The sequence below is a fragment of the Bacillus sp. SYZHCR11 genome (assembly GCF_057196865.1).
This window is the reverse complement of the sequence record NZ_JBXUND010000003.1, coordinates 275,099-290,756: the sequence shown is the minus strand read 5'-3', so window position 1 is coordinate 290,756 and position 15,658 is coordinate 275,099. Positions and strand designations below refer to the sequence as shown.

Annotated in this window: 19 protein-coding genes and 1 other annotated feature; of the genes, 2 read left to right on the top strand and 17 right to left on the bottom strand. The window is 48.1% G+C overall.

Annotation, left to right across the window (positions count from 1 at the left end):
* Window positions 1-92 precede the first annotated feature (92 nt).
* The 7 genes from AC2CGA_RS13250 to nadB form a co-directional block, all read right to left on the bottom strand.
* Window positions 93-602 (bottom strand): intercompartmental signaling factor BofC, encoded by a 510-nt coding sequence (locus AC2CGA_RS13250; RefSeq protein ID WP_012118093.1) that lies wholly within the window; start codon window positions 600-602, stop codon window positions 93-95.
* Between the two features lie 132 nt (window positions 603-734).
* Window positions 735-854, bottom strand: a complete 120-nt coding sequence (locus AC2CGA_RS13245; protein WP_024085651.1) for a hypothetical protein — start codon at window positions 852-854, stop codon at window positions 735-737.
* Between the two features lie 133 nt (window positions 855-987).
* Complete coding sequence (locus AC2CGA_RS13240; protein WP_003152677.1) at window positions 988-1,581, bottom strand: YhcN/YlaJ family sporulation lipoprotein; 594 nt, start codon at window positions 1,579-1,581, stop codon at window positions 988-990.
* 147 nt (window positions 1,582-1,728) lie between these two features.
* Entirely contained in the window at window positions 1,729-2,934 is a 1,206-nt protein-coding gene (safA, locus tag AC2CGA_RS13235; protein ID WP_058906215.1) for a SafA/ExsA family spore coat assembly protein, read from the bottom strand.
* A 126-nt stretch (window positions 2,935-3,060) separates the two neighbouring features.
* A complete protein-coding gene (gene nadA, locus AC2CGA_RS13230) occupies window positions 3,061-4,164 on the bottom strand; it encodes a quinolinate synthase NadA (RefSeq protein WP_024085652.1) in 1,104 nt (367 codons plus the stop codon).
* A gap of 1 nt (window position 4,165) precedes the next feature.
* The gene (nadC, locus tag AC2CGA_RS13225; RefSeq protein ID WP_060657406.1) at window positions 4,166-5,014 is read right to left on the bottom strand and encodes a carboxylating nicotinate-nucleotide diphosphorylase; all 849 of its coding nucleotides are present in this window, start codon (window positions 5,012-5,014) and stop codon (window positions 4,166-4,168) included.
* On the bottom strand, window positions 4,996-6,561 hold the full coding sequence (gene nadB / locus AC2CGA_RS13220) for an L-aspartate oxidase (protein ID WP_300949291.1): 1,566 nt from the start codon (window positions 6,559-6,561) through the stop codon (window positions 4,996-4,998). Before nadB ends, nadC begins: the two co-directional genes overlap by 19 nt.
* A gap of 105 nt (window positions 6,562-6,666) precedes the next feature.
* Between nadB and AC2CGA_RS13215 the strand changes: the two genes are divergently transcribed.
* Entirely contained in the window at window positions 6,667-7,818 is a 1,152-nt protein-coding gene (locus AC2CGA_RS13215; RefSeq protein ID WP_072588432.1) for an IscS subfamily cysteine desulfurase, read from the top strand.
* Entirely contained in the window at window positions 7,815-8,357 is a 543-nt protein-coding gene (locus AC2CGA_RS13210; RefSeq protein ID WP_032856916.1) for a transcription repressor NadR, read from the top strand. The genes AC2CGA_RS13215 and AC2CGA_RS13210 overlap by 4 nt, the downstream gene beginning before the upstream one ends.
* Window positions 8,358-8,386: 29 nt before the next feature.
* Here AC2CGA_RS13210 and pheA read toward each other — a convergent pair whose 3' ends face one another.
* From pheA to minD, 10 genes are all read right to left on the bottom strand, one after another.
* On the bottom strand, window positions 8,387-9,244 hold the full coding sequence (gene pheA, locus AC2CGA_RS13205; protein WP_003152668.1) for a prephenate dehydratase: 858 nt from the start codon (window positions 9,242-9,244) through the stop codon (window positions 8,387-8,389).
* A gap of 13 nt (window positions 9,245-9,257) precedes the next feature.
* On the bottom strand, window positions 9,258-9,701 hold the full coding sequence (gene thrR, locus AC2CGA_RS13200) for a transcriptional regulator ThrR (protein ID WP_007408173.1): 444 nt from the start codon (window positions 9,699-9,701) through the stop codon (window positions 9,258-9,260).
* Window positions 9,702-9,754: 53 nt separating this feature from the next.
* Window positions 9,755-11,041 carry a GTPase ObgE gene (gene obgE / locus AC2CGA_RS13195; RefSeq protein ID WP_003152665.1) on the bottom strand — a complete coding sequence of 429 codons (1,287 nt, stop codon included), beginning with the start codon at window positions 11,039-11,041 and terminating at the stop codon, window positions 9,755-9,757.
* A 31-nt stretch (window positions 11,042-11,072) separates the two neighbouring features.
* On the bottom strand, window positions 11,073-11,651 hold the full coding sequence (locus tag AC2CGA_RS13190; protein WP_003152664.1) for a sporulation initiation phosphotransferase B: 579 nt from the start codon (window positions 11,649-11,651) through the stop codon (window positions 11,073-11,075).
* 317 nt (window positions 11,652-11,968) lie between these two features.
* Entirely contained in the window at window positions 11,969-12,253 is a 285-nt protein-coding gene (gene rpmA, locus AC2CGA_RS13185; RefSeq protein ID WP_003152662.1) for a 50S ribosomal protein L27, read from the bottom strand.
* Window positions 12,254-12,265: 12 nt separating this feature from the next.
* Window positions 12,266-12,607 (bottom strand): ribosomal-processing cysteine protease Prp, encoded by a 342-nt coding sequence (locus AC2CGA_RS13180; protein ID WP_012118103.1) that lies wholly within the window; start codon window positions 12,605-12,607, stop codon window positions 12,266-12,268.
* Between the two features lie 2 nt (window positions 12,608-12,609).
* A complete protein-coding gene (rplU, locus tag AC2CGA_RS13175; RefSeq protein ID WP_003152660.1) occupies window positions 12,610-12,918 on the bottom strand; it encodes a 50S ribosomal protein L21 in 309 nt (102 codons plus the stop codon).
* Window positions 12,919-12,931: 13 nt separating this feature from the next.
* Window positions 12,932-13,005: a sequence feature (ribosomal protein L21 leader region), on the bottom strand.
* A gap of 58 nt (window positions 13,006-13,063) precedes the next feature.
* Complete coding sequence (locus AC2CGA_RS13170) at window positions 13,064-13,930, bottom strand: M50 family metallopeptidase (RefSeq protein ID WP_032856920.1); 867 nt, start codon at window positions 13,928-13,930, stop codon at window positions 13,064-13,066.
* Window positions 13,923-14,726, bottom strand: a complete 804-nt coding sequence (locus tag AC2CGA_RS13165; protein WP_007408168.1) for a M23 family metallopeptidase — start codon at window positions 14,724-14,726, stop codon at window positions 13,923-13,925. The genes AC2CGA_RS13170 and AC2CGA_RS13165 overlap by 8 nt, the downstream gene beginning before the upstream one ends.
* A 127-nt stretch (window positions 14,727-14,853) precedes the next feature.
* The gene (gene minD / locus AC2CGA_RS13160) at window positions 14,854-15,657 is read right to left on the bottom strand and encodes a septum site-determining protein MinD (RefSeq protein ID WP_003152655.1); all 804 of its coding nucleotides are present in this window, start codon (window positions 15,655-15,657) and stop codon (window positions 14,854-14,856) included.
* Window position 15,658 lies beyond the last annotated feature (1 nt).

Here is a 15,658-nt window from a genome sequence, read left to right as displayed (position 1 = left end):
CAGCCAAAGTCTTATAGAAAAGTTAACGTATGTTCGCTTTGACATCTTCCATTCAGAAAAAAAAGACATGTGTCACATGTCTTGCGTCAAAGTCAGCCGCTGTAAGTCTTAATATGATCGATCACGCTCTCAAACTCCGCTTTTGTCCTGTACGGTATGCCGTGTTCCAAGTGCTTTTGCAATCGGCTTTCCAGCCTTTCTATATCAATCTGGAAGAAAGATTGAATCGGCTCGGCCAGCGATCCGGGACGGCCGTGAAAAGTGGAGATGACGCCTCCGTCCGTGACGCCGATATAACCGTTAACCTTACTGAGCGGAGAAATGTCATCAACATGCTTACGGAAAAGAACGAAGCCTTTTTTCTGCTCAACGAGCGTCCAGCCCGCATATGCGGCCCAAAAATCCTCCATCGCCAAAACGGTTTCATCCGTATGTTCGATGCCGACATCACCGTCCAGATAGACCTTTTCCAGCTGGACGTGCACCCGAAGCGGCCCGTAATGCTCAACCTCCGCCCCGTATGCGCCTTTTCCTCCGCAAATCAGGACTGCAGCCGATAAGATAAGCATAAACAATAGACGAGCACCGCAAATTCGTTTCACCAATAACACCTCTTTATTCAATCAAACTCTTGATGCTAGTTTGACCAAAGATGCCGGCGCTTAACCGTTTTCTTTCATTTGTCTGTTTCAGCCGAATAAAAGCAGCCTCTATTATGAAGGCTGCCCCGATGATTATGCCCGGCCGGCTGAAATCAGTTTCATTTGTCCGGACGTCAGTTTGAGCCGGTATCCCCTTACGGTCAGATACACAGTTTTTTCTCCGCGGCTTTTGTCATGCTCCGTTTTTTTCATTCCGGCCCCTCCGTTACGTTTTATTACTTTTATGTTAACACCGCAACATAAAGAGCGTTTTAAGAATATGTAAAGAAATGATGAAGCTTTATCCATAAAAATACTGCCGGATGAAATCATCCGGCAGTCCCGTTTAACGGCTGTTTCTGTTCATGTCTTGCAGCTTTGTAAAAGTAGCGTTGTCGGTAAACACTTGAATTGTACGGCCGTCCGCAAATCTTTTGGCCGCATGTTTGACATGTTTATCATCATTTTTCGTAAAAGGATGATTTGTTCTGACGGCAATGACGACTCTCGTGTCAGTCACGATGACCTGACTATCCTGTACGCCTTTTACTTTTTTCACGCGGTTTGCAACTTTTGCCGCCAGCCTGATGTTTTCGGCGTTGTCATACCCATTATAAGACATAGCTGCCGGCGGCGTATTGACATTTCGGCCGTTATATGTGCCGTCCGTCGTTAACGGAACCCCGTCATTAGGCGCATACTGGTCAGACACGTTTGTCGTATTATGACGGCCGTTTCGGTTTTCCATCATTTCAGAAACGGGTCCTTGATGGTCCATTCCGTACTGGCGTCTGCCGTTATCATTATCATTCGAATAATATCCGACCGGACGTGTTGACTGATTGTAGCGTCCGTCATTCATGGCATTATTTGCTCCGCATGCCGTTAAGCTTGCCGTCACGGCTAAAACGCCTGCGATCGTCATCAGTTTTTTACCCAATGGAAAAACCCCCCGTGGATTCATCGCTGTTTGAGCGTTTTCCGCTCATGTTTAGGATGTGCGGCCGACGGCGGGTTTAAGCTTGTCAGTTATGTCCATTCCTCAGTTGGACATAAAAAAAGGAACGACATACATCGTCCCGAAACATTAATCTTCTTCTTCCTCCGGCCGTCCGAATACTTGATTTGGACTCGGCTGATTCGGTGCGGCATTAGGATTTGCTCCGCCGTAAGGCATAAAATATCCGGCGTTTGCACCCACATTCGGATACGGCTGCACAGGCATATTTGCGTGATGGTGATGTGAACCGTGGTGATGATGGTGGTGGTGATGTGAATCATGGCAGCCGCAATCATCATCCTTAAATTTCCCATCATGATGAGGCGCGTTTGCGTAATGTGACGAATATCCGCCGTAATACGGCATTTGACCGTACGGAACACCGCCGAAACCGGATGCAGAACCATCGTAATGCTCTGCATTTTCATGGGCCTGGTTTTCATATTCACCGTAACCCGCTTGCGGCCCAAATCCCGGATGATGGAATCCGTGATGATGGAATCCGTACGGTAACGGCATCGGCATTACCGGAAAGCCTCCATAACCTCCTCCAAAACCGCCGAAACCTCCGCCTACCGGGAAGCACGGATGGCATAGTCCCGAACCCGGCAGCATCGGTGTCACCGGAACCGGACAAGGACAAGGCATGCACGGCATCGGGTAATGCATAAAAGGCGGTTCAACGGCCGGCATATTCGGAAACGGGACATTCGGAATGTTTGGCATGTTCGGCAGATGATAAGCGGCGTTTTCTTCTTCCATCTTTCCGGCTTCAGGCGCCTTCGGCATATTCGGGTAATTCGCGTTTTCCATGTTGATCATTTCCTCCTGTTGTGGAATGTTATTGTCATGCTCTTTTTCTTTCGGCTCGACAAAATGTGTCACCGGTTCCTCCGGCTTAGGAGGCGACCACGGCTGAAACAGCTGATTGGACGGATAATATTGGTTCATATCAGCTTCCGGCAGCACATTTTCATGCTTTTCAGGGATTGGCGGCACATACGGAATTGACGGCTTCGGTTCTTCCGGTATGGTGTCTTCAATGTCCACAACTGATTTCGGTTTTTCTTTGGCATATGGATGCTCATGCTTATGCGCAGACGTTCCGAAGCCGGCCTTGGGTTCTTTTCTGACCGGAACGGCTTCTGAAGGCACCTTTATCTTCATTCCAGGCATAATTAAGTCTGGATTGCTAAGCTGATGATTCAGTTTTTTTAACTCTTCAAGATCAACTCCGTATTTTTCAGCTATTTTCCAGAGCGAATCGCCTTTTTGAACGATATGAATTTTCAACGTTTTCCCCTCCTATGCACAAAACGTGAACGGTACATTTGTCATTACAATACGTTTCTTCACACTATATGCCGGTGGACTGGGCATGATGATAAAAAATTTGGGAAGGAGGGGAAATTTTTATGATTACGTATGACTCAGCATTCTGTTCAAAGCACGAAGCGCTTCTGTCCGAACCGCTTCCGGAACTTTAATGACACCCTTCGGCTCGCCTTTTTCAAGCTGCTCAAGCGACCACAATAAATGCGGCAGGTCGATTCTGTTCATTGTCAGACACGGACACATATCGGGATTCAATGATTCAATCTGTTTATCCGGGTGCGAGTGAATGAGGCGCTGAACAAGATTCATTTCCGTGCCGATCGCCCACTTGCTTCCCGGTTCAGCCTGTTCAATCGTATCAATAATATATTTGGTAGACCCGCTGTCGTCACTGAGCGAGACCACTTCCCGCGAACATTCCGGATGAACGATAATGCGGATGCCGGAATCCCGCTGCCGCAGCTGAGAAATATTTTCCGCTGTAAACTTTTCGTGTACGGAGCAATGTCCTTTCCAAAGGATGACTTTAATGTTTTCCGGATGGTCAGTAAGCAATCGGTTCTGCCCCGGGTCCCATACAGCCATTTCTGTCAGCGGAATGCCGAGGTCATAGGCTGTATTTCTGCCTAAATGCTGATCCGGCAAAAATAAAATTCTTTCTTTTTGTTTAAAAGCCCATTTCAGCACACTCCGGGCATTCGAAGAGGTGACGGTCGCTCCACCGTGCCGACCGACGAATGCTTTAATTTCCGCCGTCGAGTTAACATATGTTAACGGAATGATGGTGTTACCGTACAGTTCTTGAAGCTCTTGCCATGCTTTGTCCGTCTGCTGAATATCTGCCATATCAGCCATCGAGCATCCGGCGCGCATGTCGGGCAAAATGACGGTTTGGTTATCATCAGTCAGCATATCAGCGGTTTCCGCCATAAAATGCACGCCGCAAAACACAATATATTCCGCCTCTTTATTTTTTTCTGCCACTTGAGCAAGCTGCAGGGAGTCACCTGCCGTATCGGCGAATTGTATCACTTCGTCTTTTTGATAGTGATGCCCCGGAATGAACAGGCGCTTTCCGAAATCCCGTTTTATGGCGGCGACACGCTTTTCCATTTCTCCGGTGCTCATGTCTTTATAATGGCTCGGCATCATTTCGGCTGATGCAGTTAACACGTCAAAAATAGACATCTTAAAAATCCCCCTGTTCCGCAGCCTCAACATCCATGCTGATGTCGGCGCTTTTTACTGAATGAGTCAGAAATCCGAGTGAAATATATTGGACGCCCGTTCCTTTATAAGCGGGCAATGTGTCGAGCGTTATGCCTCCGGATGCTTCCGTTTTGATATGGCCCGGTGTCATGCCTGCAAAACGCCGGACGGACTCAGGCGGACAGTTGTCAAACATAATAATGTCTGCGCCCGCTTCTATTGCCTCGAGCAGCTGCTGTTCGGATTCGATCTCGACTTCCACCGCAAGCATCTGCCCTGCCGTTTCTCTTGCCCGCTCCACGGCCGCCTTTATCGATCCGCAGGCGGCAATATGATTATCTTTAATCATGATGCCGTCATATAAGCCGAAGCGATGATTAAAGCCGCCTCCGACCCGAACGGCGTATTTTTCCAGCATTCTGAGCCCCGGTGTCGTTTTTCTCGTATCACAAAGCTTAATGGACGGATCATCAAGACGCCTTTTAGCCTCGTCCGTCATTGTCGCAATGCCTGACATTCTTTGTATGAGATTCAGAATGACCCGCTCCCCAGTAAGAAGAGCTGCCGCCCGGCCTTCCATTTCAGCGAGCACGTCTCCTTTTTTCATCCGTTCTCCGTCTTTTTTCAGAGGGCGGATGCGGATATCATCGTGTAAAAGCTTCCATCCTTCACGGATAACGTCTTCTCCGGCAAACACGCCGTCTGTTTTTGCGATGATCCGCGCTTTACATTGCTGATCAGAAAAAATCGCTTGTGACGTCGCATCACCCGTTCCGATATCTTCCTGAAAAAAATGAGTCAGCATTTGTTTCAGCTGCAGAATGTCCATAGTTCCCCAATCCTTTCGTTTTTTCTGATAACCGTTCCAGATGTTGAATGAATGATTTGTTTTCCGTGCCAATCTTTCTCCGTCCCGGGAAAATCAGTGCGAAAATGAGCGCCTCTGCTTTCTTCCCGAATAAGGGCTGAGGTGACAACAAATTGCGCAGTCTTCCATAGGCAGGATAGCTCGGCTTGTTCCATTGTGATATCCTTCACATTTATATGACGCACAGATACGTTGTTAAGCCAGGATGCCAGCGCCTGCAGGTTTTCTTTTTCCCTGACGATGCCCGCTCCGGTTGTCATTTTGGCTTGAAGCACATGAAGCGTTGTGTCCGGCACTTGTAAGATGACATCAGTTTTCTTCGGGGTTTTTTTATATCTTCCGTTTAACGGTGTTTGAATGATATGTTCAGCACATCGTTGCCCGCTTGCCAGCGCTTCCAGCAGTGAGTTGCTCGCAAGGCGGTTCGCCCCGTGCAAGCCTGTGCAGGCGGTCTCGCCTATGGCGTACAAATCAGGCACGGACGTTTTCCCCCATGTATCGGCTTTTACTCCGCCCATTAAAAAATGCATTCCGGGTGCTATGGGGATCCCGCTTTCAAGATCAACGCCGGCTGTTTGACAAATTTCTGTTATGGTCGGAAAACGTTTGTTAAAATCGGCTATTCGGCTGCAATTTATAAAAACAGGATTTTCTTTCATCATTTCTTCATAAATCGCCCGTGAAACCACATCCCGGGGCGCCAAATCTTCAAGCGCGTGTCTGCCAGCCATGATCCTGCGCCCGAAGCGATCCGCTAAATATCCGCCTTCTCCTCTCACTGCTTCAGAAATCAGACCGTAAACAGTCCCGTTTTTCACAAGGAGGGTCGGGTGGAACTGGGTGAACTCCATATCCGTGATCTCAGCTCCCGCGCGGAAGGCAAGAGCGATCCCGTCTCCCGTTATGGCGGAATCATTTGTGTGATATTGGTACAGACTGCCGCAGCCGCCTGAAGCAAGCACTACACAATCCGCTCTTCTGTAAGAAACGGCGCCTGAAGCATCCTTTACGGCAACGCCTGCGCATCGCCCGTGTTCAATCAGCAGATCAACAACCGTCTCGTGTTCAATGATCCGAATGCCGTCCCTCAGCTGCCGAACCAGAAACTCAACCAGCATCCGTCCGGTCGCATCTCCCCCGGCGTGCAGAATCCTCCTTTTGGAATGAGCGCCTTCCCTGCCGAGACAAAACGTTCCGTCCGACTTCGTATCAAAAGGGAAATGGCCTTCTATCAGACTGTTTATCATGCTCTGTCCGCTTTGCAGCAAATGCCGCACGGCTGTCACGTCATTGTGTCCGCATCCCGCATACAGTGTATCGTTCACATGGGATTCTATCGAGTCATCTTTTGCGTATGAAACAGCAATCCCGCCTTGAGCATAATACGAATTGCTGTTCGTTACGTTTCTCTTTGTGATGACGGTTACTTGGTATGACGGAGGAAATGAGGAAGCACAGGCAAGGGCCGCCGTCCCCGTACCAATGACGATAATTGTTTTTTCAGACATACATCACCCTCCCATTATATTTACACCTGTCTTGACACCTATATTTACACAACGATAAAATAAACTCAAGCTTTTTTTAACATAAACGGATAGGAGACGGGCTGTATGATTTATCTTGATTACGCGGCGGGAACGCCTTTAAGCAAAGAAGCCGCGAAAGTCTTTCAGCATCTCAGCACAGAGGTATACGGCAATGCTAGCAGCCTTCATGACGCCGGAGGAAGAGCGGCGGACGTGCTTGAATATTGCAGACATTCTGCAGGAAAATTGATCGGCGGAGCGGCAGACGGCATTCACTTTACAAGCGGCGGAACGGAATCGAACATCTTGGCCGTCCAATCATTGCTGTACGGTCTGCCCGATCATAAAAAACATTTTATTACGACCGCAATGGAACACCACTCGATCCATAATGCCGCGGCGTTTTTAGCTGACCGGGGAATTGATGTCACCATCATATATCCCGACGAAAACGGCCTTATAACCGAGGACATACTGGCGGCTCATATCCGTCCTGACACGGGGCTCGTTTCCATACAGCACGCCAATTCAGAAACCGGCCTCATCCAGCCTGTGAATCGTCTGGCCGCTTTTCTTCACCAGAGAAACATTTTACTGCATTGCGATTGTGTTCAAAGTTTCGGCAAACTGCCGATTGATGCGGATCAGGCGGGAATCGACGCCCTTTCCGTCTCCGGTCATAAAGTATACGGCCCGAAAGGCACCGGGGCTGTTTACATTCGGCCCGGTGTCAGCTGGAATCCGGTTTATCCGCATACCGTGCATGAAAACGGGTTCAGGCCCGGTACGGTGAATGTGCCGGCCATCGGCGCTTTTACCGCTGCTGCGGAGTATGCAGTGAAACATATGGAGGAACACCGTGAGCATGCTGACAGGCTGAGGAATTATTTGTATGACCAAATTCGGCGTCAAGGCCTCCCCATTTCATTTTCAGAGGAAGAAACCGGCGGTGAATGCCTGCCCCACATTGTCGGGTGTTTTTTTCACTCCTTTGAAGGACAATATATTATGTTAGAATGTAATCGTAACGATATTTGCATCTCAACCGGGAGCGCATGTTCCGCCGGCAGCCACGGCCCTTCTTCAGCTATGAAGGCGCTGAGAAAAACCGAACGGGAAGCACGGCAGTTTTTCCGGATCTCATTCGGAAACGAAACAAAATGTGAACAGCTCGATATGCTGATACATACATTTACGGCGCTGTGGGAGCAAAAGAAAGGAGAATCAGCAATTTGACAGAAGGAACGAAGCTTACTGGGGCGAAAAGACGCGACATGCTGCTTCATTGGCTGAAAGAAGCCGGCTCGCCATTAACAGGAGGCGAATTGGCCAAAAAAGCAAATGTTTCAAGACAGGTGATCGTGCAGGACATATCGCTCTTGAAAGCAAAAAGCGAACCGATTATCGCGACGAGCCAAGGCTATTTATACATCAGCATGAATACCGGCGGCGAAAAAAACGCCGAACGGATTGTCGCCTGTCTGCACGGCCCGGAGCGGACGGAAGAAGAGCTTGAACTCATTGTCGATGAAGGCGTCACCATAAAGGACGTCATTATTGAACACCCCGTATACGGCGATTTAACCGCCGCCATAAGAGTCAGCACACGGAAAGAAGTCAAACAATTCATGGATCACATTAACTCGACAAATGCCGCTTACCTTTCACAGCTGACCGGAGGCGTGCATCTCCATACGTTAAGCGCCCCGACAAAAGAGCGGATTGACCAAGCCTGCCAAGCGCTGGACGACGCGGGTATTTTAATAAAAGATTAAAAAAAAAGCCCCCTGAAGGGGAGCTTTTTTTATATCGAATAGGATTGATATGTTCCCAGAAGCTTGACCCGGCAGCCGAGGGCTTCCATCTCTTGAACGGCACCGGGAATGAGAACCTGATCCATCGCCTGTTCAATATCAATAATAAAGAAATAGTTGCCGAGACCCGTTTTGGTCGGGCGCGATTCGATCTTTGATAAATTCAGGTTTCTCCATGAAAAAGCGGACAGCACCCTGTGCAGCGCGCCTGATTGGTCATCTTGGGGAAGCGTTACCATCATCGTCGTTTTCGGCCGTGAAGACAGTTTCGCATTCACTTCGAATGAGACGTCTTTTTCAGGCGAAAGAATGACAAATCTCGTGTGGTTGTCCTGATAATCCTGAATATCCCGCTTCACGATGCTCAATCCGTATGTAGCGGCCGCCATTTCATTTGCAATCACGCCGATCGGAAGGTCCGAATGCTCACTGACATACTTGGCAGCCGCACCTGTTGACTTCGCATACTCATAAGGAACGGACGAAAAATGCCGGTGAAGAAATTTGTGGCATTGCGCAATCGCATGGGAATGAGAATAAATTTTCTCAAGCTTTTTCCACTCATTTTCTCTCGAAGGGTGAACGAGCAGATGCTGGTGAATCGGCAGCGTCATTTCCCCCACGATCGCAAGAGGCTGCTCATGAATCAAGTAGTCAATCGTTAAGTTAACCGAGCCTTCCAGCGCGTTTTCCAAAGGAACAAATGCAAGATCAACTTCTCCCGCAACCGCCGCATCCATGCATGCCGGTATTGTTTGATAAGGTGCTTGTGTCACGCTGTTTTGAAAGCAGGAACTGACTGCTAGATGTGTAAATGTGGCTTCTGGCCCTAAATAACCGACTTTCATGTCTCTTCTCTCCTTACGCGCCTGACCCTAAGATCTCAACTTTTTCTATAAAATCAAATTTTCTCAGTTTATTCATTAACGTATGAATGTTTTCTTCCATTGCGGACGTACTGATTGAGAGCGTGACATTCGCCCTGCCCTGAAGCGGAATCGTCTGGTGAATGGAAAGCACGTTGCTTCCTGAGTCAGCCACCGCCTGCAAAAGCTGGGATAACGCGCCTGACCGATCCTCCAAATGAAAGAAAAGTGTGATTATTTGTTCTTTAACCATCGTGTAAAAAGGGAAAACCGCATCTCGGTATTTGTAAAAAGCGCTTCTGCTTAAATCAACTTTCTGCACGGCATCTGCAACCGATTCAGCCTTTTTTCTGTCGAGCAGCTTTTTGACTTCAAGGGTTTTCCGCATCGCATCAGGCAGAACGTCTTCACGCACTAAATAAAATGTCTCTTCTTTCACCTGCACCCCTCCCTTTTACATCAGAGAGCCTGCATTGCAAGCTCTCCGTCTTTTTAATCAATAAATTCAAATTCAAATTCCAGCAGCCGGATGATATCGCCGTCTTTAGCACCGCGTTCTCTGAGCGCTTCATCAACGCCCATACCGCGCATCTGTCTTGCAAAACGCTTGACGGATTCGTCACGGGAGAAGTCAGTCATTTTAAAGAGACGTTCCAGACTGTCACCTGAAAGCACAAACGCGCCGTCCGGATCACGGGTAATGTCAAATGGAATTTCTTCATCTTCCATCGTGTACATTACACGGTTTTCCGCCAGTTCTTCTTCATCATACAGCGGGAATTCAGGCGTTGTTTCCAGCTGGTTGGCGACTTCAAACAGAAGATCACGGAGCCCTTCTCTCGTCACCGCGCTGATCGGGAAGACAGGATGGTCATCCTGAAGCTTTTCTTTAAACGCTTTAAGATTTTCAGCCGCTTCGGGCATGTCCATTTTATTCGCAACGATAATTTGCGGACGCTCCGTCAGCCGCAGATTATATTCACTGAGCTCCTGATTAATGGTCACATAATCCTCATACGGATCACGGCCTTCCATCGCTGACATGTCAATGACGTGAACGATGACACGCGTCCGTTCGATATGGCGGAGAAATTGGTGGCCTAAGCCGACTCCTTCGTGCGCTCCTTCAATCAAACCGGGCAGGTCCGCCATGACGAAGCTTCTTCCGTCATCCGTTTCCACCATGCCCAGATTCGGAACAAGCGTCGTAAAATGATAATCGGCGATTTTCGGCTTTGCTGATGAAACGACAGACAGAAGCGTAGATTTTCCGACGCTCGGGAAGCCGACGAGACCTACGTCTGCAAGCACTTTCAGTTCAAGCACGATATAGCGCTCTTTTCCGGGCTCTCCGTGCTCTGACAGCTGCGGCGCCGGGTTGGCCGGGGTCGCAAAGCGGGTATTTCCGCGTCCGCCGCGTCCGCCTTTTGCGATGACGGCGCGCTGCCCGTGCTCTGTCAGATCGGCAATGACCTGTTTTGTATCGTCATCCGTTACGACTGTGCCGGGCGGAACTTTAACAACCATATCGTCCGCATTTCTGCCGTGCTGGTTTTTAGACATGCCGTGCTCGCCGCGTATCGCTTTGAAATGGCGCTGGTACCGGAAGTCCATGAGCGTGCGCAGTCCTTCATCAACCTCAAAAACGACGTCGCCTCCATTACCTCCGTCACCGCCGGCAGGCCCGCCTTTCGGCACATATTTTTCACGGCGGAACGCAACCATTCCGTTACCGCCGTCGCCGCCTTTTACATATACTTTCACCTGATCTACAAACATAATATCCTCCGTTCTAAACCGTAAAAAACCGCTAGTTCATTCCAATTTCGGCCACACATTCATGGCCGGTCAGCTCAAATTGCATGACATCAAAGTCCTCATACCGCGATTTGCGAAATTCATCAAACACATCTGCATTTGCAATCGTTCCATGAAAATCGAGATATACAATAAGCTGTCTGTCAGGGTGATCCGTCTGCAGCGATACGGTCAGATGATTTTCACTTTCATTGCTTACCGCCAGACCGAACAGATGAAACAGTTTTCTCATCAGGTTCGACAGCTTTTGATCATATGCCGATAAATCTTTAATTTCTCCGAGCACTTCGTATTCGAGCCTCATATAACGGGACTTCCAATTAAATGTGAGAAAGTCAAACGCCAAGTGCGGGGTTTTCAGGTTTGAGAGCTTTGACTCGTGCTTTGCATCTATGACCATTTCGTCGATTATTTCAACGACCCTGTCATACTTCTGCAAACTTAAGTTTCCTTTTATCAGCTGCAGCTTATTCATCCAATCATGACGGAAATGGCCCATTAATTGGATCAGTTCATTGATCAGAGCCGCATCGCTTACAGGTTCTTCTTGTTTCTTCGATACATCCTTCATTTTCGCACTCCCAATCGTTTAATTTCTTTTTAGGAGTCTTGATAAGTGTGTACTATGAATTATAACAGAGAAGGCTTTGTTAAAAAAACACTTGTTTTTCCTGGTTCATCATGTTCCTTTTTCGGATCGCATACAATGCGGATGCCAGGCAGAAACATTTTTGGTATCACTGCTTGGGGAACATATCCAGTGGGTATGAGAAGCTGATGTCCTCATTCAAGGCGGGGTTCACTCACGCATCCTCTGCTTTTCATTCTTGATGTTACTCCGCTTACTGCAAAAAAAACTCCAGTCAACGACCGGAGTTTTTTGTGTCATTATTGAGCTACAGGATATACGCTCACTTTTTTGCGGTCACGGCCGAAACGTTCGAATTTAACAGTTCCGTCGATTTTAGCAAAAAGAGTGTCATCTCCTCCGCGGCCCACGTTTTCACCTGGGTAGATTTTCGTTCCGCGTTGACGGTAAAGGATAGATCCGCCTGTTACGAATTGACCGTCTGCACGTTTAGCGCCTAAACGTTTAGATTCAGAGTCACGTCCGTTCTTTGTAGAACCTACACCTTTTTTAGAAGCGAAAAACTGAAGATCTAATCTAAGCATGTAACTCACCTCCTATATTTGGTTTGCAGTCAACCGTAAGTGTTCACTGTAATCCCGCTCGATCGTTTCAAGAGAAACAATCATGCCTTCAATCAGCAGCTGCGCTTTTTGCAAAGCTTCCTGATCAGCGGCTTCAGGGAATTCAAAGTAGAAATAACCCCCGTCCTCGCCTATATCAAGAATCGGTTCGAGAGGGGCCAGCGCGATAACCGCATTGACCGCTCCGAAAACGACAGCCGTGACCCCGGCGCAAACGAGATCTCGTCCATGTTCAGCAAAATCGGCATGTCCCGTCATTTCAAAGGACAAAATGCCCCCGTCATTCCGGGATCTTCGAATTGTTGCCTCAATCATGCTTACGCGTTGATTTTTTCGATTGTCAATTTAGTATAAGGCTGACGATGACCTTGTTTTTTATGAACATTTTTCTTTGGCTTGTAACGGAAAACAGTGATTTTTTTCGCACGGCCTTGTTTTTCAACTTTAGCTGTAACTGTCGCGCCTGCAACTGTTGGGTTGCCGACTTTCACGCTGTCTCCGCCAACAAACAATACGTCTTCAAACGTCACTGTTTCACCTGCTTCAGCAGCAAGTTTTTCGATGTAAACAGTTTGACCTTCTTCAACTTTGATTTGTTTTCCGCCTGTTTTAATGATTGCGTACATTCTCTGCACCTCCTATTAGACTAAGACTCGCCAGCAACAGGGGGCTTTAAAGCTCTTATCACCTGTCCCGAGCGGTTGTAGCATTGGTGCTACATCCATAACATTAAAAAATATATCAGAACCAAAAGGATATGTCAATCTATTTCTAGTAAGGCAGCAGCAGGTCTTCCATAGAGGAATCTGTCCGTTTATCGGCAAAATACGCATGAAGCACTTCATTTTCATCGAGCTGGCTGAGCTTTTCGCCGGCTTTTTCAATGATAATGGGGTGCTTGCATCCCCGTTTGAATTCGGCCATGACATGCTTTACTTTGGCATCGGCCGCGACCGTCAAAGGATGCAGCATGGCGACATCGCGGTTTTTGCCGTAGTATCTCTCCAAAAGAAACCTCAGCTGAATATAATGCCGCTTCCGGTATTCATCCCATAAAGAAGCGGCGAGAAAGACGAACAGCACCCATGCGCTGACCTGAAGGGGGACGGCCAGCACAATCCAGCAGCAGAGCAAAAGCGAGGAAACGGCCGATGTCTGCAGGCTGAGGAGATGCGCTTTTTGAAAAGCCATTTGTTTAGAGAAGTATAAAAACACGAACTTGCCGCCGTCAAGCGGCCAGATCGGCAAAAGATTGATGAAAAGAATGGAGAGGTTATAAAAGGTAAACATCTCAAATGTCTGCTCACTTGCAAAACCTGACGTGAAAAAGAGCCAGGCTGCCGCCTGAAGCCACACATGCTGAAGCGGGCCCGCCAAAATGACCGCGAATTCCTCTTTAAGCGGCCGGTTTCCGTGCTCCTCCACCTCAACCGTCCCGCCGAAAGGGAGCAGAAAGATGCGTTTAATGCGCCACGAAAAAAACACAGCCAGAGCAGCATGCCCCAGCTCATGAACGGATACGACCAGCAAAAGACACAGCAGCGCTTTGATGTGCCCCGTCATAAGACCGAGCCCCATGATAATCCAAAGAAAAGGATGGACATGAATTTTAAAAAGGAGGATGAGCCATTTATTCATCAAATGTGATCACCTGGATCGGATCTATGAATTTATCGCCATCCTGGATCGCGAAATAGTACTGGCCTTTACTTTTATCGTTGAGCTTGATCGAACCGATCTTTTTCCCTTTATCGACAAAATCGTACAATGAAACGTTAACATCTTTCAGCCGGCCGTAAATGCTGCTTGTATTGTCGGCGTGCTGCACCTTCACCGTCAGCCCTGTTTTTTTATCTTTGCTCACTTCCATAATGTAGCCTTCTTTTACGCTGTCAATGGCTTCACTGGCGGTTTCGACGACGACGCCCTCTCCGTTATTTTGAAAGTCCTGCTGGATTTTCCCCGCGGCAGGAACGGCCATATCCTGACTGACCGCCACCTGACCGTCCTTCTTTTTCGTTCCCGGCGTAAGAAAAGCGAGCGGGTTTCCGAAGGAAGATACGAACCAATTGCTTACGGCAGCAAACTGAAATTCTTTTTGAAAGGTTTGTGCGATTGCCGGTTTGATCTGACTCAGCGGCTGTTTGTCAGTTTTATAGGCAATAGCGGAGATCAGTACGAGACAGGCGGCCAGCAGGCATTTTAAAATAATAGAATGAGCGCTGATCAATGGATGCCGCCCGTTAAATTCGGGCGGGTGTTCCGTTTGATATTCGTAGTCCGGAAGAAGCTTGTGCTTTTCCTGCTCCTTGACCGTCTGCCACGCGGGAAAATTCTGCGTTTGAGCGTTTTGAACGAAAGTCCGTTTTGATTCAGGCCGCTGTTTTCTTCTTTTGGCCAGTCTTTTTCTAATTTCATCAGCTCTGTGACTCATCGCCATCATCCTTTGCAATCGTTGGGTTTGTACATCCTATGTCTTGTCCATTGCAAATATGCGCTCTTAAAAAACAAAAAAGACCTGATAAGCTGGGCTTCATCAGATCTTTGTATTCTGGTATATATTATGAACGCACGCCGAAAAATGACTTGATTTTCGCCATCATCCCTTTTTGCTGCTCTTCAAGCACCTGCAAAGGAACGGATTCTCCTAAAATGCGCCGGGCGATATTGCGGTACGCAATGCTGGCGCGGTTTTTGGAATTCATGGCAATCGGTTCGCCGATATTTGAAGCCCTGATCACTTCATCATCGTCAGCAACGATTCCGAGGAGATCAATAGACAGATGATGAACAACTTCATCCACATCCATCGTGTCACCGTTTTTCACCAGGTGATTTCTGATACGGTTCACGATAAGGCGCGGCGGTTCGATATCTTCCTGCTCCAAAAGTCCGATAATGCGGTCAGCGTCCCGCACCGCTGATATTTCCGGCGTCGTCACAACAATCGCCTTATCAGCTCCGGAGACGGCATTTTTATAGCCTTGTTCAATTCCGGCCGGACAATCAATAATGACATAATCAAATTCCTGCTTAAGCTCCTGCACAAGCGATTTGATCTGCTCAGGGACAACAGCCGTCTTGTCGCTTGTCTGGGCAGCCGGCATTAAATGAAGCAGATCATCAAAACGTTTGTCTTTGACAAGCGCCTGATGCGTCTTGCATCTGCCTTCAATTACATCTACTAAGTCGTAAATAATTCTGTTTTCAAGACCCATTACGACATCAAGGTTGCGCAGTCCGATATCTGTGTCTACCAAACAGACGCGCTTCCCTAAAATGGCTAAGGCGGTACCGAGGTTTGCAGATGTTGTTGTTTTACCTACTCCGCCTTTTCCCGAAGTTATTACGATAGCCTCACCCAAT